The 18,149-nt window shown below is 73.3% G+C and carries 16 protein-coding genes; 10 read left to right on the forward strand and 6 right to left on the reverse strand.

Annotated elements, in window-relative coordinates:
- Positions 1 to 41: 41 nt before the first annotated feature.
- Together EV376_RS05445 and EV376_RS05450 are read left to right on the forward strand one after the other, a co-directional pair.
- Positions 42 to 1,190 carry an acyl-CoA dehydrogenase family protein gene (locus EV376_RS05445; protein WP_130321049.1) on the forward strand — a complete coding sequence of 383 codons (1,149 nt, stop codon included), beginning with the start codon at positions 42 to 44 and terminating at the stop codon, positions 1,188 to 1,190.
- A gap of 116 nt (positions 1,191 to 1,306) precedes the next feature.
- Positions 1,307 to 3,916 carry a helix-turn-helix domain-containing protein gene (locus tag EV376_RS05450; protein ID WP_130328533.1) on the forward strand — a complete coding sequence of 870 codons (2,610 nt, stop codon included), beginning with the start codon at positions 1,307 to 1,309 and terminating at the stop codon, positions 3,914 to 3,916.
- A 281-nt stretch (positions 3,917 to 4,197) separates the two neighbouring features.
- Here the strand turns inward: EV376_RS05450 and EV376_RS05455 are convergent, their stop codons facing one another.
- Positions 4,198 to 4,710: a MarR family transcriptional regulator gene (locus EV376_RS05455; protein WP_130321050.1), complete on the reverse strand. Its 513-nt coding sequence runs from the start codon at positions 4,708 to 4,710 to the stop codon at positions 4,198 to 4,200.
- 102 nt (positions 4,711 to 4,812) lie between these two features.
- Between EV376_RS05455 and EV376_RS05460 the strand changes: the two genes are divergently transcribed.
- Both EV376_RS05460 and EV376_RS05465 read left to right on the forward strand, forming a co-directional pair.
- A complete protein-coding gene (locus EV376_RS05460; RefSeq protein WP_130321051.1) occupies positions 4,813 to 5,394 on the forward strand; it encodes a YceI family protein in 582 nt (193 codons plus the stop codon).
- A 271-nt stretch (positions 5,395 to 5,665) separates the two neighbouring features.
- Entirely contained in the window at positions 5,666 to 7,144 is a 1,479-nt protein-coding gene (locus EV376_RS05465) for a glutamate-cysteine ligase family protein (protein WP_130321052.1), read from the forward strand.
- Positions 7,145 to 7,280: 136 nt separating this feature from the next.
- On the opposite strand, the gene EV376_RS05470 is transcribed toward EV376_RS05465, so the two are convergent.
- On the reverse strand, positions 7,281 to 8,750 hold the full coding sequence (locus EV376_RS05470; protein WP_130321053.1) for a hypothetical protein: 1,470 nt from the start codon (positions 8,748 to 8,750) through the stop codon (positions 7,281 to 7,283).
- A 110-nt stretch (positions 8,751 to 8,860) separates the two neighbouring features.
- Between EV376_RS05470 and EV376_RS05475 the strand changes: the two genes are divergently transcribed.
- Both EV376_RS05475 and EV376_RS05480 read left to right on the forward strand, forming a co-directional pair.
- Complete coding sequence (locus tag EV376_RS05475) at positions 8,861 to 9,514, forward strand: PASTA domain-containing protein (RefSeq protein ID WP_130321054.1); 654 nt, start codon at positions 8,861 to 8,863, stop codon at positions 9,512 to 9,514.
- Between the two features lie 68 nt (positions 9,515 to 9,582).
- Positions 9,583 to 10,365, forward strand: coding sequence for a PASTA domain-containing protein (locus EV376_RS05480; RefSeq protein ID WP_130321055.1), 783 nt, complete (start codon positions 9,583 to 9,585; stop codon positions 10,363 to 10,365).
- 7 nt (positions 10,366 to 10,372) lie between these two features.
- On the opposite strand, the gene EV376_RS05485 is transcribed toward EV376_RS05480, so the two are convergent.
- Both EV376_RS05485 and EV376_RS05490 read right to left on the reverse strand, forming a co-directional pair.
- On the reverse strand, positions 10,373 to 10,783 hold the full coding sequence (locus tag EV376_RS05485; protein WP_207228056.1) for a hypothetical protein: 411 nt from the start codon (positions 10,781 to 10,783) through the stop codon (positions 10,373 to 10,375).
- Between the two features lie 100 nt (positions 10,784 to 10,883).
- Positions 10,884 to 11,171 carry a hypothetical protein gene (locus EV376_RS05490; RefSeq protein WP_130321057.1) on the reverse strand — a complete coding sequence of 96 codons (288 nt, stop codon included), beginning with the start codon at positions 11,169 to 11,171 and terminating at the stop codon, positions 10,884 to 10,886.
- Between the two features lie 623 nt (positions 11,172 to 11,794).
- Here EV376_RS05490 and EV376_RS05495 point away from each other — a divergent pair.
- The 4 genes from EV376_RS05495 to EV376_RS05515 all read left to right on the forward strand — a co-directional run bounded on the left by EV376_RS05495 (position 11,795) and on the right by EV376_RS05515 (position 16,119).
- The gene (locus EV376_RS05495; protein ID WP_130321058.1) at positions 11,795 to 12,676 is read left to right on the forward strand and encodes a Scr1 family TA system antitoxin-like transcriptional regulator; all 882 of its coding nucleotides are present in this window, start codon (positions 11,795 to 11,797) and stop codon (positions 12,674 to 12,676) included.
- A complete protein-coding gene (locus EV376_RS05500; RefSeq protein WP_130321059.1) occupies positions 12,646 to 12,867 on the forward strand; it encodes a DUF397 domain-containing protein in 222 nt (73 codons plus the stop codon). The genes EV376_RS05495 and EV376_RS05500 overlap by 31 nt, the downstream gene beginning before the upstream one ends.
- A 196-nt stretch (positions 12,868 to 13,063) precedes the next feature.
- On the forward strand, positions 13,064 to 13,465 hold the full coding sequence (locus tag EV376_RS05505) for a hypothetical protein (RefSeq protein ID WP_130321060.1): 402 nt from the start codon (positions 13,064 to 13,066) through the stop codon (positions 13,463 to 13,465).
- Between the two features lie 779 nt (positions 13,466 to 14,244).
- Positions 14,245 to 16,119, forward strand: a complete 1,875-nt coding sequence (locus EV376_RS05515) for a S8 family serine peptidase (RefSeq protein WP_130321061.1) — start codon at positions 14,245 to 14,247, stop codon at positions 16,117 to 16,119.
- Between the two features lie 66 nt (positions 16,120 to 16,185).
- Here EV376_RS05515 and EV376_RS05520 read toward each other — a convergent pair whose 3' ends face one another.
- Both EV376_RS05520 and EV376_RS05525 read right to left on the reverse strand, forming a co-directional pair.
- The gene (locus tag EV376_RS05520; RefSeq protein ID WP_486482524.1) at positions 16,186 to 16,998 is read right to left on the reverse strand and encodes a WecB/TagA/CpsF family glycosyltransferase; all 813 of its coding nucleotides are present in this window, start codon (positions 16,996 to 16,998) and stop codon (positions 16,186 to 16,188) included.
- Entirely contained in the window at positions 16,980 to 18,053 is a 1,074-nt protein-coding gene (locus EV376_RS05525; RefSeq protein WP_130321063.1) for an NAD-dependent epimerase/dehydratase family protein, read from the reverse strand. The genes EV376_RS05520 and EV376_RS05525 overlap by 19 nt, the downstream gene beginning before the upstream one ends.
- Between the last annotated feature and the right edge of the window lie 96 nt (positions 18,054 to 18,149).

The raw sequence follows: 18,149 nt of genomic DNA on the forward strand, positions 1-18,149 counted from the left end.
CGTCACGAGCGCCCGACGGGCCTTCCATACAGGAGGAACCCATGGACTTCCGGCTCACCGAGGAGCACGAGGCGCTGCGGGCGAGCGTGCGGGAATTCGCCCGCGAGGTGGTCGCACCGGTCATCGCCGAGCACTACGGGCGGCACACCTTCCCGTACGACGTGATCCGCCAGATGGGCAAGATGGGCCTGTTCGGCCTGCCCTTCCCGGAGGAGCACGGCGGCATGGGCGGTGACTACTTCGCGCTCTGCCTCGCGCTGGAGGAGCTGGCCCGGGTCGACTCCAGCGTGGCGATCACCCTCGAGGCGGCGGTCTCCCTCGGCGCGATGCCCATCCACCGCTTCGGCACGGACGAGCAGAAGGCGCAGTGGCTGCCGAAGCTGCTCACCGGCGAGGCCCTCGCGGGCTTCGGGCTGACCGAGCCCGGCTTCGGGTCGGACGCCGGCGGCACCCAGACGAGGGCGGTCCTGGACGGCGACGAGTGGGTGATCAACGGATCGAAGGCGTTCATCACCAACTCCGGCACCGACATCACCGCGCTGGTCACGGTCACCGCGGTCACCGGCACCAAGCCGGACGGCTCCAAGGAGCTGTCCACGATCATCGTGCCCACCGGAACGCCGGGCTTCACGGTGGCACCGGGCTACTCGAAGGTGGGCTGGACCGCCTCGGACACCCACGAGCTGACCTTCGACGACTGCCGGGTGCCGGCGGCGAACCTGCTCGGCGAGCGGGGGCGCGGTTTCGCGCAGTTCCTGCGGATCCTGGACGAGGGGCGGATCGCCATCGCGGCGCTCGCCGTCGGTCTCGCGCAGGGCTGCGTGGACGAGTCGATCAAGTACGCGAAGGAGCGGCACGCCTTCGGCCGGCCGATCGGGGCCAACCAGGCGATCCAGTTCAAGATCGCGGACATGGAGCTGAAGGCGCACACCGCCCGGCTCGCGTACTACGACGCCGCCGCGCGGATGCTCGCCGGGGAGCCGTTCAAGCGCCAGGCGGCGATCGCCAAGCTGCACGCCAGCACCATCGCGGTCGACAACGCCCGGGAGGCGACGCAGATCCACGGCGGCTACGGCTTCATGAACGAGTACCCGGTGGCCCGCTTCTGGCGGGACTCGAAGATCCTGGAGATCGGCGAGGGGACGTCCGAGGTGCAGCGCATGATCATCGCTCGGGACCTGGGGCTCTGACGGGGGCTCCGGTATCCGGCGGCTGACCGCTTCCGCTGTCGGATTTCCGCAGCGGGGCGTCGGCAGGGCGACGATGGCCTGTCGATGGTCGGGGGGTGTCCGTACCCTTCCTGCCCATGACCCCGGATCATGATCGGTCGCGGAGACCGGGTGGCGGAGGGCTGCCCGACCTGCTCCGCGGGCACCGGCTCGCCGCCGGCCTGACCCAGGCCGAGCTGGCGTCCCGGGCCGGCATCGGCATCCGGACCGTCCGCGACCTGGAGCGGGGTCGCTCCCTGCGCCCGCAGCGGACGACCGTCGACCTGATCGCGGACGCGCTGGAGTTGGCCGGGCCGGCCCGGTCGGCGTTCGTCGCCGCCGCCCGGCCCCTGCCGGTGCCCCGCGCTCCGGAGCCCGAGTCGCCCGCGTACGACGAAGCCGTCGTGACGCCGGTCGCGCTGCCGCCCGCCGCCGAGCTGATCGGCCGGGAACGGGACGTCGCCGACCTGGTGGGGATGCTCACCGACGAACCCGCCCCCCGGCTGGTCAGCCTCGTCGGGCTGGCCGGCGTCGGCAAGACCGCGCTGGCCCTGGCGGCGGCCCACGCGGTGGCCGCGCACCACCCGGGCGGCGTGGCCGGCGTCCTGATCGGTGAGGGGTCGGACGCGGCGGACGTGCTCGCCGCCTCGGTCGCGGTGTTCGGGGTGGCCCGGCTCCCCGACCTGGCCGCCCTCCTCGCCGGCCGCCCGGCCCTGCTCATCATGGACGCGGTGGAGCGGGCCCCCGATCCGGTCGCGGAGACGGTGAGCCGGCTGTGGGCCGGGGCGCCGTCGCTCCGGGTGCTGGTCACCGGGCGGCACCCGGTCGGGCTGCGCGGCGAGCGGGTCCGCCCGGTGGCGCCGCTCGACGTGCCGCCGCCGGGCAGCGACCACGCCGGCCCCGGAATCCTCGCCGGCTACCCGGCGGTCGCCCTGTTCGCGGCCCGCCTCGCCCAGGTACGCCCCGACCCGCCGACCCCGGCCGAGCTGCCGGCGCTGGCTCGGCTGGTCCGCCGCCTGGGCGGCCTGCCCCTGGCCATCGAACTGATGGCGGCGCGGGGCCGGATCCTCGACCTCAACGAGCTGCTCGACCGGTACGGCGACCGCGTCCTCGACCTCACCACCTCGTCCGGGGCGGCCGAGCGGCCGGGCTGGGACGGCGCCGACGCCGGCCGGGCCGAGGGCGCCGGGGTGGCGGTGGCCGAGACGCTGCGGGACGCGGTCGCGACCAGCTACCTGCTCCTCGCGCCCGAGGAGCAGGCCGCCCTGCGCCGGCTCGCCGTCTTCGGCAACCGCTGGTCGATCGAACTGGCCGAGGAGGTGCTCGCCGACGACACCGACCCGGCCGGAGCGGTGGTGGCCGATCCGGTGCCGCTGCTGGACCGGCTGCTCCAGTTGGGGCTGCTCAGCGTACGCGGGACCGGACCGTTCCGGTTCCGCCTGCTCGACGCCGTCCGCGACTTCGCCACCGAGCAGGCCGCCGGCGCCGGGGAGCTCACCTGCGTACGGCGGCGGCACGCCCGCGCCATGGCCCGGCTGGTCGACCGGACCGCACCCGACCTGGTCGGGGTCCGGCTGACCGCGGCGGTGCACCGGCTGGACGACGTCAGCGGCGACATCAGCACCGCCCTGGCGCACGCCGCGGTCGACGATCCGGTGACCGCGCTGAGTCTGGCCGCCGGGCTCACCCGGTGGTGGCGGTTCCGGGGGCGGGACGTCGCGGGCCGGCAGTGGCTGCGGCGGCTGCTGGCCGATCCGCGTACCGCCGACGCCGATCCGGTGCTGCGGGCCTGGGCGTCCCTGGGCGTGGCCCGCCTGGCCGCGGAGCACGGCGCGGGCGCCGAGGAGGTGCCCGCGGCCCGGACGGCGCTGGCCGCGTTCCACGAGGCGGGCGACGTCACCGGCGAGCTGGAGGCCCGGACGGTGCTGTGCGCGCTGCTCGTCGGGACGGGCGCCCCCGACGAGGCGCGGGAGCAGGCCGAGGCGGTGCTGGCGCTGGCCACCCGGCACGGGCGGACCCGCGACATGGCGGTGGCGCAGAACAACCTCGCCTGGCACGGCATCCGGACCGGCGACCTGGCCGCCGCCCGACGCCGCCTGGCGGCCGTCGACCGGCTCGCCACGCAGTGCGGGGAGCAGCGGCTGAAGGCACTCGCTCAGGCCAATCTCGCCGAGGTGTCCCGTCTCGAGGGCCGGTACGCCGACGCCGTGGAGCGGGGACGGCAGACGCTGGCGGCGTTGGCCGGGCTGGGTGATCCGGGCCACCGCCGCCGCGTGCTGGGCACGGTGGGGTTGGCGCTGGCGCAGGACGGTCGTGCGGCGGAGGCCGCCGAGGTGCTGGCCGGGTTGCGCCCGGCCGAGCCCGGCCCGGGCTGGTCCGGGAACGGCTCCACGCCGGGTGCGGCGGGCTGGCTGGCCGGGCGGGACCGGGCCCCGGCCGACGGGATCTGCGCGTTGATCGAGGGCACCCTGGCGCTGCACCGGGGCGAGCGGGATCTGGCAGCCGAGTGGTTCGTCGCCGCGGCGGAGGCGGGCGCCGACAGCCAGGACCGGCGGGACCTGGTGGAGGCGCTGGTGGGGCTGGCCGCGAGCACCGGGGACCCGGCCGTGCTCGACCGGCTGGACGCGGTCTGCCGGGAGAGCGGCATCCGCCTGCTGCCGCAGGAGGCGGAGCTGCTGTACGCCCTGGCCGCGATCCGCCGGCCGTGACCCTCCGCCGGCTCGGTGCTGCTCGGCGCGGCCGGCACGGACGGGGCCGGGGGTGGCGCGAGCGACGAAGCCCCCTCTTGCTACCCCTTGCTCATCGCTCGCGCCGTTTCCCCCCGGTGCGTCCCCGCTGCACGAAGACTAGTCAGCGCGGGCGATCACGACTGCCCGGTTTGATCGCCTATCTCCCGGCTGCCCGGCAGTTCTGCCGGTCTTTCTGCCGGTGCTTGCGGCCGCGCCCGGACGGGTCCGGCCCGACCCGCGGTCGCTGCGGACGAGACAGGTCAGGGGTGGCCGGCGGGCTCGGCACGACCGGTCGGGAGCGGGTCGGTGCTGCCGGCGGTGGCACCGGGGTGGACGGCGTCACGTACCCGGCGCAGCCCGTCGAGGAGTGCCGTCAGGGACTCCGGGTCCAGCTGGCCGGTGAACCACTCCTCGATGATCCGCAGATGACCCGGTAGCACCTCGTCCAGCCGCTTCAGGCCGCTGGCGGTGACCACGGCGTACGAGCTGCGGCGGTCGGACGCGCAGGCACGCCGGGTCAGCAGCCCGTCGCGTTCCATCCGGTCGACCACGCGGGTGACCCCGCTCGTGGACAGGGAGGTCTGCGCGGCGAGGTCGGTCATCCGTAGTTGGTTGCCCGGGGAGCGGGCGAGCCGGGTGAGCACCTCGAACTCCACCGACGAGAGCCCGTGCTCCTCGAACTGGGCGGCGAACCGGGCCGACAGCCCGGCGTACGCCTCGACGAGCAGGCCGACGGCGGTGATCCGGGGGTCGTCGAACACGTTCTGGTTCACGCGGCCATCCTAGCAGTACTTGACACACGGAATATTGTTGACGCTATAGTTGCTGAGGCAGTCGTTGGGCTACTCAACAATCTTCCCCGGAGGGCATTACCCATGACCAGCAGCACCGAGTCGGTTACCCGCGACTGGGACGGCCTCACGATCCCCGCCGCCGGCACCTACGTGCTCGACGCCGCCCACAAGCGCGTGGGCTTCGTCGCGCGACACATGATGGTGAGTAAGGTACGCGGTGAGTTCACCGACGCCACCGCCACCATCACCGTCGGCGAGGACCCGATGCAGTCCTCGGTCACGGCCACGATCCAGGCCGCCAGCATCGACACCGCCCAGGCCGACCGGGACGCGCACCTGCGCAGCCCGGAGTTCCTGGACGTCGAGAAGTTCGCGACGCTGGAGTTCCGCAGCACCGGCGTGAAGTCCCGCGACGGCAACGAGTTCGTCCTCACCGGCGAGCTGACCATCAAGGACGTCACCCGCACCGTCGACCTGGAGGTCGAGTTCGAGGGCGTCGGCCGCAGCCCGTTCGGTCAGGACATCTTCGGCTTCTCGGCGAGCACCGAGATCGACCGCGAGGAGTTCGGCCTGACCTGGAACGTCGCCCTGGAGACCGGCGGTGTGCTGGTCGGCAAGAAGGTCAAGATCGAGATCGAGGGCGAGGCCATCCGGCAGGCCTGACGCTCAACGCCGTACCCGTCGGGCCCGCGCCGCACCACGGCGCGGGCCCGTTCGCGTCGGGTGCGATTTGTCACCACAGGTTCGTGGGGTCGCGGCGATGCCCGCGAGCCCGGCGGGGTAGAGATGCCTGCCAGGAGGACGTCGGTGCCCGCGTGACCCACGACGGTCGGGTGCGACCACTGGCCGGTGCCGCTCGGTGCTCCTACCGTAAATGGTTCACAATGCGCTGCGGAACGGCATCGTTCCGTCGCGTCGGGCGCCGGGAGGGCACATGGGCAGGGAAGTCGCGCAGGGTGCCTTCTCCCGGGAGGACCGGGTCCGCTACCGGCAAAAGGTACGCCGCTGCCTCGACGTCTTCGCGCTGATGCTGGACGACTTCGGCTTCGACGCCGACCGGCCGATGACCGGCCTGGAGATCGAGCTGAACCTGGTCGACTCCGCCGCCGAGCCGGCGATGCGCAACGAGGAGATCCTCGCCGACATCGCCGATCCCCTCTTCCAGACCGAGCTGGGCCAGTTCAACCTCGAACTGAACGCGCTGCCCCGGCTGATCGAGGGCACCGGCTTCGCCGACTACGAGCACGACCTCCGCAGCAGTCTCGCCCGGGCCGACGAACGGGCCGCGAAGTCCGACGCGAAGATCGTCCTGGTCGGGATCCTGCCCACGCTCACCGAGCGGCACCTGGTCGCCGACAACCTCTCCACCAACGAGCGGTACCGGGTGCTCAACGACCAGATCGTCGGCGCCCGCGGCGAGGACATCGAGCTCGACATCCGCGGCATCGAGCGGCTGCAGACCCACACCGACTCGATCGCGCCCGAGGCGGCCTGCACGAGCCTCCAGTTCCACCTCCAGGTCGCGCCGGACAGCTTCGCGGACTACTGGAACGCCTCGCAGGCCATCGCCGCCGCTCAGGTCGCGGTCGGCGCCAACTCGCCCTACCTCTACGGCCGCCAGCTCTGGGCGGAGACCCGGATCGCCCTGTTCCAGCAGGCGACCGACACCCGGCCGGACGAGCTGAAGGCCCAGGGCGTCCGGCCCCGGGTCTGGTTCGGCGAGCGGTGGATCACCTCGATCTTCGACCTCTTCGAGGAGAACGTCCGCTACTTCCCTCCGCTGCTGCCGATCTGCGAGGAGGAGGACCCGGTGGAGGTGCTGCACGCCGGCGGTGTGCCCCAACTCGGCGAGCTGCGCCTGCACAACGGGACGGTCTACCGCTGGAACCGCCCGGTGTACGACATCATGAACGGCCGCCCGCACCTCCGGGTCGAGAACCGGGTCCTGCCCGCCGGTCCCACCGTGGTCGACATGCTGGCCAACGCCGCCTTCTACTTCGGGCTGGCCCGGGGCCTCGCGGAGGCCGACCGTCCCATCTGGAGCCAACTGACGTTCAGCTCGGCCGAGGAGAACTTCCACGCCGCCGCCCGCCGGGGCATGAACGCCGTGCTGCACTGGCCGCGGCTCGGCGAGGTACCGGTGGCCAGACTCGTCCTCGACGTCCTGCTGCCGACGGCCGCGACCGGGCTGGACCGGTTCGGGGTGGCCCCGGCCGAGCGGGACCGGCTGCTCGGCGTCATCGAGCAGCGCTGCCGGACCGGGCGCAACGGCGCGGCCTGGCAGACCGAGACGGTGTGGTCGGCCGAGCGGCACCGGAACATGGACCGGGCGGCGGCCCTGCATCACATGCTCCAGCGGTACGCCGAGCTGCAGCGCAGCAACGAACCCGTGCACACCTGGCCGGTGGGCTGACCGGCGTTCGCGCCGTTCCGCCGCAAGATCCCGCTCGATCGCGGAAGTAGTGGCCTCGCCGCACCGCCGCACCGGCGAGGCCACTACAACGACGGTTCAGCGCGATCTTTTCGGGGCGCGGACCGGCCGGCGGCCGTCAACGGTTCTGGCGCGGCGACCGGGCGCGGCGACCGCCCGCGTCGGACTCCTCCGTCGGCTCGGTCTCGGGCGTGCGCTGGGTCGGCACCCGGCCGGTGGCGTCCCCACCCGCCGAGCTCGTCCGTGCGGCCGTCCGGCGGCCGGGGCGGGAAGCGCCGCCGGAAGCCGTCGACGTGCCGCTCGCGTCGTCGGACCCGCCGGCAGCGGTCCCGCCGGCCGGGCCACCGGAGTCGGTGGTGGTGCGGTCGGGGCCGTCCGCTCCGGTGCCGGCCCCATCCTTCCGGCGGCCGAACCGACGCGTCCCGGCGGCGGGCGTCGGCGCGGCGTCCCCGCCCTCGGCGTCCGCCGGCTGGCCGGTCCGCTGCGCCGGCACCGGCACGGCGGACCGGCGGTCGGCCCGCTGGCCGAGTGCCGCCACCAGCGCCGAGCCGCCCAGACCGACGACGACGGCGTACGGGGCGATGAGGTGCGCGGAGACCTGCTCGGGGTCGATGGCGGCCAGCCCCGGCACGGCGAGCAGGTAGGCGACCGCGACCAGGAGCGGGCCGGCCGCGCCGGAGGCGGTGGCGCCTACCCGGCGGTCGGCGTACCGGGCCGCGTGACGGGCCGCCAGCACGCCGATGACCAGGGCGGACCCCAGCGACAGCAGGGCACCGGGCCAGTAGAACCAGTCGCGGATCCACAGCCCCGGACCGCCCCCGCTGAGCTGCCAGATGCCGAGCTGGGCGCTGGTCAGCCCCCGCCCGGCGAGGACTCCGTCGACCACGGCCACCACGGCGAGCAGCCAGAGCCAGCCGACGGTGGCGATCACGTTGGTGGCGGCGGCGCGGGAGTGCAGCGCCCACACGGCGACGGCGACCCCGACCAGCACCCCCAGTGCGGCGTACCCGGCGGCGACGTTGCGGGGCGCGGAGACGTCGGGCACGACGGCCATCCGGGCCGGTACGGCGGCCAGCAGCACCGTGACGAGCGCGCCGATCCCGGCAGCTGCGGCGAGCGCGATCCAGCCCAGCGTCGCGCCGGCGGAGTCCGCGGCCACCGGGGTCACCGCTGGCGCGGGACGGGCCTGGGCGGTCGACGTCCCCGTCGACCCCGCGGAACCGGCGGCCGCGGCGACACCCGCGGCCGTTCCGGCGGAGCCGCCCGTGTCGGGGGAGCCTTCGGCACCTACCCCGGTGGGTGGGTCCGTGCCGGCCGTGTCCGCGTCGCTGATCCCGCCGGCCGCGTCGGCCGGGCCGGGCCGTCGCAGGCGCTGCGCCCAGACCGCGCCGAGCACGGTCGACGTGGCGGCTATCCAGGTGGCCCAGATCAGGCCGGCCGTCCAGGCCGCCGCGGCGGCGTCCCCGTCCGGTGGCGGCGCCCAGTTGATGATGCCCAGCCCGTAGCCGAAGCCCAGCTGGGCGGCGCCCGCGCCGGCCGCGACGCCGAGCGCGGTCGTGATCGATCCTCCCCAGCCCCGTCTCGCCATGCCGGGGAGCGTAACGTCCCGTGGTCGGCGCGGCGAGTGCTGAGCGCGGACCGTCACGCACCGCGGTTGGGGTGGGCGGGTACGGTCGCCCGGGACGGAGGCGGTGGACGATGACGGACGGGAACACGGGGCACGGCACGGGGTCGGACCGGTTGACCCTGGTGCTCGGCGGCGGGCTGGCGACGGTGCTGCTCGCGGCCGTGGGCGCGACGGCCGGCTGGGTCCTGGCCGGCGCGAACGACGACCGGGTGGACCCGGTGGCCACCGGCAGCCCCACACCGACCGCTCCAACCGTGACCTCCGGCCCGGTGCGCCAGACCACGGCGCCGGCCACCCCCTCGCGTACGTCGCCCTCGGGGGTCACCGTGCCGGTCCTGGTCGGCCGGGACTACGACGACGCGCAGGACGAGCTGGAGCGGCGTGGGTTGCGCTGGCGCCTGGTCTTCGGCCGGGGCGCCGGGCGCGAGGTGGAGCGCACCTACCCGGCGGCGGGCGCGGCGGTGAACCCGGGCCGGACGGTCACGCTGTACGTGAGCGGCCCGCCCCCGGCCGTCCAGGTGCCGGGCGTGGCGGGTGACGACTGCGCCGAGGCGGCCGAGGAGCTCGCCGAGGAGGGCTTCCGCGTGGTGTACACGTTGCGCCGCAGCGGCACCGTGCTCAAGCAGGAGCCGACCGGCGGCAGCCGGGCGACCTGGGGTGACCCGGTCGCCCTGTGGTGCGGCGACCCCGCCGACGGCGGTGGTTCGCCGTCGCCGAACCCGTGACGCGCTGATCCCGGCCGATTCCCCTCGGTGCCGCTAGGTTGACGGCAGGCCGCGAGGGAGGACGGGTGATGAGCGACGACCGCCAGGAGCCACCCGCCGGAGGACACGACGACCACACCCGTCCCCTGCCCCCGAGTGGCGACGCGGCGGAGCCCGCGGACCGTACCCAGCGGCTGCCGCACCCGGAGGACCGTCCGGCGGGGCCGACCGGTGAGGAGACCAGACCGATGCCGGCCGATCGGGCGGCTCCCACGGGCAGCACGGCACCGCTGCCACCCGCCGGAGGGCCGGCGCCGTGGTCGGGTCGTGCCGGGGTACCCCCGCCCCGACCGTCGGAGTACCGGGAGACGACCGACTGGTACGCCGAGGACCAGGGCGGGCGGCGCTGGTGGTCGCCGATCCTGTGGGGCGTGGTCATCCTGCTCCTGCTCGGGGCGCTCGGTGTCGGCCTCTGGCTGGCGCTGGACGCGCGGGACGACGAGCCGACCGGGCCCGAGCCCTCGCCGTCGGCCTCGGTGAGCCGGGCGTCCCCCACGACGCGCGCGCCGACGTCCGCCGCGCCGACGAGCGCCTCCCCCTCCGCGTCGCCCACCGAGGCGCCGCCCGGGGTGCCGATGCCGCCGGTGGTCAACCTGCCGGTGGCGACCGCTCGGGCCATCCTCGATCGGGCCGGCCTGAGCTACCGCATCGAGTACCGGACCTCCGACCGGCCGGCGGGGACGGTGATCGACACCGAGCCGGCGACGGGTGAGCTGGTGCCGGAGGGAGAAGAGGTCACGCTCGTGGTGTCCCGTCCCGAGACGTCGTCGCCGACGGTCACGCCGAGCCCGGAACCGACTCCCACCCCCTGACCGGCGCTCACCACATCCGGCGTCTCGTGCCGACCAGGCCGAGCCCGGCCAGCGAGATCGCCAGTCCGAAGATCCCGGACCAGAACAGTGAGCGCTGGACGGCCTCAGCCGGGTTCCGGGTGGCGTGGGCGGCCTGGGCGGCACCCGCGCCGTCGGCGGGCGGGGCCTCGGCGGGTACGTCGAGGTCGTCGTCGCCGGCGAACGGGTCCGGTCCGGTCTCGTCCCAGTACGCGGGCTCCTCCTCGACCACGGTGATCTCCGGCGCGGGGACCGGCGCGGACAGGTGCGTCGAGGAGAGAGCGGGGTCGCGCACCACGACCACCAGCGTGGTGGCGGCGCCGAGGAGCGCCAGGAGTCCGAAGGCGTAGGCGATGCGGGAGCTGTGCCGCCGCGCGGCGGGCTGATAGACCATGGCCATCCCAGGTTCGGGGTCCTGGACGCGCGGGGTGGAACTGCCGGGGTGGGCGTACCACCGATTCTAGGTCGGTGGCCCCCTCCCGGCGGCGGATCGCGGCAGGTCAGCCCACTCGGACCGGGGTCCGGGCAACCGGCCGGCGCGGCGCCCGCACGGTGTGCGGATGGCGCGTCGGCGCGGCCTGGACCTGGTGCAGCCCGTCCCGCTGGACGAAGATCGACCGCCGGCTGACCGCGTCCCCCGAAGCGTTCAACTCGTAGCCGTCGAGCCAGAGCCAACCGTCGTAGGTCGGCCAGTCGAGGACCCGGATCACCCGGAAGGTGATGGGTCGGAGGAACTGGACACTCGCCGCGCGAGTCACGTGTAGTACGTCACCGGAGCGGGGAAGCACATGGGCTCCTGGGAGGGAAGGCCGGCGGCGGAGCCGGCGGGAGCTTGTGGGGGACGTCTGGTGGCCCGGGCCTCGGGGTCGTGCCTCGTGAACCGGCGTTCCTGGTGGTGCTGGTGGTGGTCGGGCCGTACCCGCTGGTGGCTGGACCGCCACCCGACCAACACCCGGCTGCTCCGGGTACCGCTCCCGCCGCCGCAGCCATCCGGCATGCAGCGGTGGGGTCATCACCCCGGGGCAGGTCTGGTACTCACCACACGGGTGCACCCGCCGCCTCGCGTCCTGGTGTCGTGGGATCACCACGGCGGGGGAGCGGACGGAGACGGTGAGTGACCCGCGTCATACGGACAGAGTGCATCAGCGGCGTGCGACATGCAAGTTGCACGTCGACTTTTGCCGATACGCGAGCGATTCGCGCGAAGCAATGCTTGAAGCTGTTCGCGTTCGGACGGCACACTGAGGACCGGTTTCGCCCGTCGCGGCCGGTCGACGACCGGCACCACCCACCGCCGCGAACGCCCGTCCACCGGCGCGTCTTCGGACCCGTCGGTCCGGGTGGGGCGGCGAGTCGAGGTGGAGGGGGACGGGGTGCAGCGTGACCGCGAGGAGTGACCCGGGGTGGCACCGTGAGTGAGCGGCGGAGCCCGACGATCCGTCGCCGTCGGCTGGGCGCGGAGCTGCGGCGGCAGCGCGAGGCGGCGGGCATCACCATCGAGGCGGTCGCGGAGCAGCTGGAGTGCTCGGCCTCCAAGATTTCGCGCATCGAGACCGGCCACACCTCGGCGACACCCCGGGACGTCCGGGACATGCTCCGGATCTACGGGGTGGTCGGCGCCGAGAGCGACGAGCTGGTGCAGATCGCCCGCGAAGCCCGGCAGAAGGGCTGGTGGCATCCGTACAGCACGGTGCTGGTGGGCGCGTACGTCGGCCTGGAGGCGGCTGCCAGCTCCATCCGGGCGTACGAGCAGCAGGTCGTGCCGGGTCTGCTGGAGACCGAGGAGTACGCCAGCGCGATGATTCGCGCCGCCCGACCTGATTTCACGCCTGAGCAGGTCGCACAGCGTGTCCGTGTCCGGCTGGGCCGTCAGTCGTTGCTGACTCAGGATGATCCGGTCGATCTGTGGGTGGTGCTCGATGAGGCGGTGGTGAGCCGGCCGGTTGGCGGGGACACAGTCATGCGTGACCAGCTCAAACGGCTGGTGGAAGTGGCCGAACTGCCGAACGTGACGTTGCAGATCCTGCCCTTCGAGGTGGGTGCGCACGCCGGCATGGACGGGACCTTCACCATCCTGAGCTTCCCCGAGCCCGGTGATCCGGATGTCGTGTACGCAGAGAACGCCACGGGTGGGCTCTTCCTCGAGAAGAGCGACGAACTACAGAAGTACAGCTTCATCTTCGATCACATCCGCGCAGCCGCCATTCGTCCCGACGAGTCCGTCGCACACATCGCGAAACTGGCAGAGGAGCCGTTGTGGAAATGGCGACCAAGGAGTTCCCCGTGGACCTGACGCAGGCCACCTGGTTCAAGAGCTCGAAGAGCGGGCCGAACTGCGACAACTGCGTGGAGGTGGCGTACGTGACGGGGGCGGTCGGCGTGCGGGACTCGAAGGACAGGTCGGGTCCGGCGCTGGTCTTCAGCCCGGGTGGGTGGCGTGCCTTCGTCACCGGCACCCGCGGCGGCGCCTTCGGCCGGGACTGACCGACGACCGCCGTCCCCCCGTTCGGCCCGGCCGGACGGGGGGCCGGCGTGCCCGGGCGTGGCCCGGGTCCGCACCGCCCGACACGAGTGGCGAGCGGTCCCGTCGCCACATCGGTCCCGTCTCGTTGAACCGGTCGGTACGGCGCTGGTCGACATCGCCGCACGGATCGGCAACCGAGCGAGGCAGGCGAGACGGATGACGACGATCGGGTCAGACAACCTCACCAACGGTCCGGGCAAGCCGGAGCGGTTCGGTGGCAAGTACCGCGGGGCGCGCCGGGACACCGTGCTGACCGAGGTCGTGTCGTCGGACGCCGAGGTCGCCGAGCGGGAGGGGGCGTCCGCTCCGGACCAGGCCGGCCCGCTCACCCTGCCCTCCCTCGATCCCAACCCGCTGACCGAGCCCGCGTACCCGGCCGGCGGCTGGTCGGCCGAACAGGCCGAGTCGCTGGTCGACCATCCGCTACTGCGCGGCCTGCTGATGGAACTGCCGCCGAAGGGCAGCGTCCCCCCGCCGGGCTGGCTGGATCGCTGGTTCGAGGCGACCCGGGCCATCCTCGAGCTGCTGTACGTGCAGGGCACCGGCCGTTCCCGCTGACGCCGGCGCGGGTGGCCGGGCCCGCTCCACCAGCCGGTTGTGCCGCAACGCATGGCGTACGCCGAGCACCGCGACGCCGAGCGCGCCGGTGGTGATCGCCGGGCCGGTCGCGCCGGCCGGCAGGTTGGGGCCGAGCGCACCGACCACCGCCGGCAGCACGGCCAGGCCGGTGAGCTGCGGCGGTAGCCCGACCAGCGGGTGGGCCGCGGCGCCGCGCAGACCGTGCGGGGCGGGCGTGAGCGGTGCCGCCGCGAACGCGCCCGCACCCGCCCGGAGACGCCGTACGCGCCGGACGGTGCAGGCCGCGACCACGAGCGCAGGGCCCACCGCGACAGCCAACCCGGCGGCGGCGCGGTCGGTCGTCGTCGATCCCGTGGTGGCGAGCCCGACGGCCAGCACGGCGGCGGTGAGGACGAGACCGGTCAGCGTCAGGACGAGCACCGGGCCGGTGCGTCGACGCAGCTCGCGGGCCTGATCGGCCCCGGGCAGCCGGTCCGCGAGCCAGCCGGCGGCCAGCCACACCGCGGCGAGCGGGAGCAGGACGGCGAGGTGACTCTCCATGGTGTAGAGCCTCGCCCGGTCCGGCGCGACGCGAATCCGGGCCGGCCCCCCGTTCCCCCCGTAACCGGTCCCCGTAGGGGTCATCGCGCAGTGTTATGGGCAACTCGGCATGTTCATTTCCCGGTTCACCGCGATCTACCCTCAGCTTGATCGGCGGTCATCGATTCACCCGGCACGAACGGGTGGACGGTCGGCCGCCGTTCGGAGGGAGGTAGGAGATGGGTATCCCACGCAGGTCGGTCCTGGTCGGGGTGGCGGCCCTGGCCATGGTGGCCGCGGCCACGCCGGCCCTGGCCGCCGAGCCGGTCGGCACGATCCGCATGGCGGGTGGCGAAACCGCCGTCGCGAACAGCTACATCGTGGTCTTCAAGGACAGCGTGGTCAGCCGGGCCAGCGTCGGGTCGTCGCTGAACCGGCTGCTCAACAAGCACGGCGGCGCCGTGGCCCGGACGTACAGCGCGGCCGTGCGCGGCGCCGAACTGAAGGTCAGCGCAACGGCCGCGGCCCGGATCGCGGCCGACCCGGCGGTGGCGTACGTCGAGCAGAACCACACCGTCTCGATCGCCGGCACCCAGCCGAACCCCCCGTCCTGGGGCCTGGACCGCATCGACCAGCGGAACCTGCCGCTGAACAGCTCGTACACGTACCCGAACACGGCCAGCAACGTGACGTCGTACATCATCGACACCGGCATCCGGACGACGCACTCGGACTTCGGCGGCCGGGCGACCTGGGGCACCAACACGGTCGACTCCAACAACACCGACTGCAACGGCCACGGCACGCACGTCGCCGGCACCGTCGGCGGCTCGGCGTACGGCGTGGCCAAGGCCACCCGGCTGGTGGCGGTCAAGGTGCTGAACTGCTCCGGCAGCGGCACCAACGCCGGGGTCATCGCCGGCATCGACTGGGTCACCGCGAACGCGGTCCGGCCCGCCGTCGCCAACATGAGCCTCGGCGGCGGGGCGAACACCTCGGTCGACAACGCGGTGCTCAACTCGATCAACGCCGGCATCACGTACGCGGTCGCCGCCGGCAACGGCAACGCCCTCGGCCAGCGGCAGAACGCCTGCAACTACTCCCCGGCCCGGGCCGCGCCGGCGATCACCGTCGGCGCCACCCAGAACAACGACGCCGCGGCGAGCTTCTCCAACTACGGCACCTGCGTGGACATCCTCGCGCCGGGCGTGAGCATCACGTCGGCCTGGCACAGCAACGACAGCGCGACGAACACCATCAGCGGCACCTCGATGGCGTCGCCGCACGTCGCCGGAGCCGCGGCGCTGGTGCTCTCGGCCAACCCGTCGTGGAGCCCGCAGCAGGTCCGGGACTACCTGGTCAACAACGCCACCCCGAACGTGGTCACGAACCCGGGCACCGGCACCCCGAACCAGCTGCTCTACGTGGTCAACGGCGACACCCCGCCGCCGGTCAACGACTTCTCCGTCGCGGTGTCGCCGACCTCCGGCTCGACCGCGCCGGGCGGCTCGGTGACCGCCACCGTGTCCACCGCGACCACCAACGGCTCCGCCCAGTCGGTCAGCCTCTCCGCCAGCGGCCTGCCGTCGGGGGCGACCGCCTCCTTCAGCCCGGCCACGGTCACCTCGGGTGGGTCGTCGACGCTGACGATCAGCACCTCGGCGAGCACCCCGGCCGGCACCTACCCGGTGACGGTGACCGGCACCGCGGCGTCCGGCTCGAAGACCGCGACGTTCTCGCTGACCGTGACCGGCACCGGGGGCGGTGGCTGCTCCGGGACGAACGGCACCGACGTGGCGATCCCGGACACCGGCGCGACGGTGGCCAGCCTGATCACGATCTCGGGCTGCAACCGGAACGCCTCGTCGTCGTCGACCGTCGCGGTGAACATCGTCCACACCTACCGCGGTGACCTGGTCATCGACCTGGTCGCCCCGGACGGCTCGTCCTACCGGCTGAAGAACAGCAGCATCTTCGACGGCACGGACAACGTCAACACGACGTACACGGTGAACCTGTCCGGCGAGGCGGCCAACGGCACCTGGCGGCTGCAGGTGCGCGACGTCTACTGGGGTGACACCGGCTACATCAACACCTGGACCCTGACCCTCTGAGACCTTGTTCCCACGGGCCGAGGCCCCTTCCGGACCGACCCGGGAGGGGCCTCGTGCCGTCGATCGTCAGACCGCGAAGCCGGTGAGCCGCCCGGTGGCGGGGGCCGGCGGCTCCGCCTTCCAGAGGCCGGTCCGCTGGGCGGCGAGCCGGGCGAGGTAGGCCGGGTTGAGGATCACGTAGCGCCGCCAGAGGCGCTTTGGCTCCAGGCCGAGCCGCCAGAACCATTCCAGGCCGGCCCGCTGCATCCACGGCGGCGGCTGCTTCAGCAGGCCGGCGTGGTAGTCGAAGGCCGCGCCGACCGCCATCATCGGCATGTCCAGCAGCGGCCGCATGGCGTACGTGAAGACCTCCTGGCGGGGGCAGCCCAGCCCGACCAGGACGAGCCGCGCACCGCTGGCTCGGATCCGGTCGGCGATCTCGGCGTCCTCCCCGGGCCGCACGGCCCGGAACTTCGACGGCTCCACGCCGGCGATCTTGAGGGCGGGGAACATCCGCTCCAGCGCCGGCACCAGCTTCGCGAGCGTCTCCTCGGTGGACCCGTACAGGTAGACCGGCAGCCCTTCGTCGGCGAACCGGGCGAGCACGTGGAGGGTGAGCGTCGGGCCGTAGACCCGGTCGGTCAGGCCGGCGCCGTGCAGCAGGTTGAGCGCCCAGCGCACCGGCTGCCCGTCCGGCGTGACCACGTCGAACGAGTTGAGGCGGGCGTTGTGCGCGCGGTCGAGCACCCCGGTCATCACACCGTGCACGGCGAGGGCGGTGAGCGCCAGCGGCCGCCGCTCCTGCGCCGCCGCCACGACCGCCTCGGTCGCCGTCGCGTAGTCGGTCGCGTCGACCAGGACGCCGAGCACGTTCCGCTTGGTCATGGCTGCGGTACCCACTTGTCCACGTTGGCCTCGTAGATCTCCCGCATGATCATGGGTACGTCGTAGACCTGCTTCCAGTCCGGATAGTCGGCCTGGAAGGCCTCGTTCGAGCCGATCCACCACTTGTGGTCGCCGATCCGGTTGGCCTCGACGTACTCGGAGATCATCTCGTGGCCGGTGATCTGCTCGGCCAGGGCGAACGCCTCGCGCATGGAGGTGTTGGAGTGCCGGCCGCCACCGAGGTTGTAGACCGCGGCCGAGCGGGGGTTACGGAAGAAGACCTCGAATGCCGAGACCACGTCGGAGCTGTGGATGGCGTCCCGGACCTGCTTGCCCTGGTACCCGAAGATCTTGTACTTCCGCCGTTCCATGTTGGCCCGCATCAGGTAACCGAGGAAGCCGTGCAGCTCGGTGGCGGAGTGGGCCGGACCGGTGAGCGTCCCGCCCCGGAAGCAGGCCGTCTTCATGTCGAAGTAGCGGCCGTACTCCTGCACCATCACATCCGCGGCCACCTTCGAGGCACCGAAGATCGAGTGCAGGCAGGCGTCGATCGACATGTCCTCGCGGATGCCCTGCTCGTACGGGTGCCCCGGCTCGATCTCCCAGCGGGTCTCCAGCTCGACCAGGGGCAGGCTGTTCGGCCGGTCCCCGTAGACCTTGTTGGTGGAGCAGTGGATGACCGGCGCCTCGATGCAGTGCTCGCGGACGTTCTGGAGGACGTTGAGGGTGCCCGCGGCGTTGACGTCGAAATCGGTGAAGGGATCGCGGACCGCCCAGTCGTGCGAGGGCTGCGCCGCGGTGTGGATGACCACCGCGATGTCCCGGCCGTACCGGCGGAAGAGGTTCGCGAGCGCGTCCCGGTCCCGAATGTCGATGCTGTGGTGCGAGTAGGCGGCCCCCAGCTCGTCGGTGAGCCGCCGCACGTTCCAGGCGGTCGAGGCCTCCTCGCCGAAGAACTCCTGCCGCATGTCGTTGTCGATGCCGACGACGTCGAGACCAAGGCCGGCGAAGTGCCGGACCGCCTCGGAGCCGATCAGACCGCCCGAGCCGGTCACGAATGCGACACTCACACGTCACTCCTGGTCGGTCGGAGTCAAGGACCATCGGAGCATAGCGTGACGTACGACATGCCCCGATACGTCGCGAGGGCCCCGCTAGTGCGGAGC

Source organism: Micromonospora sp. CNZ295 (assembly GCF_004217535.1).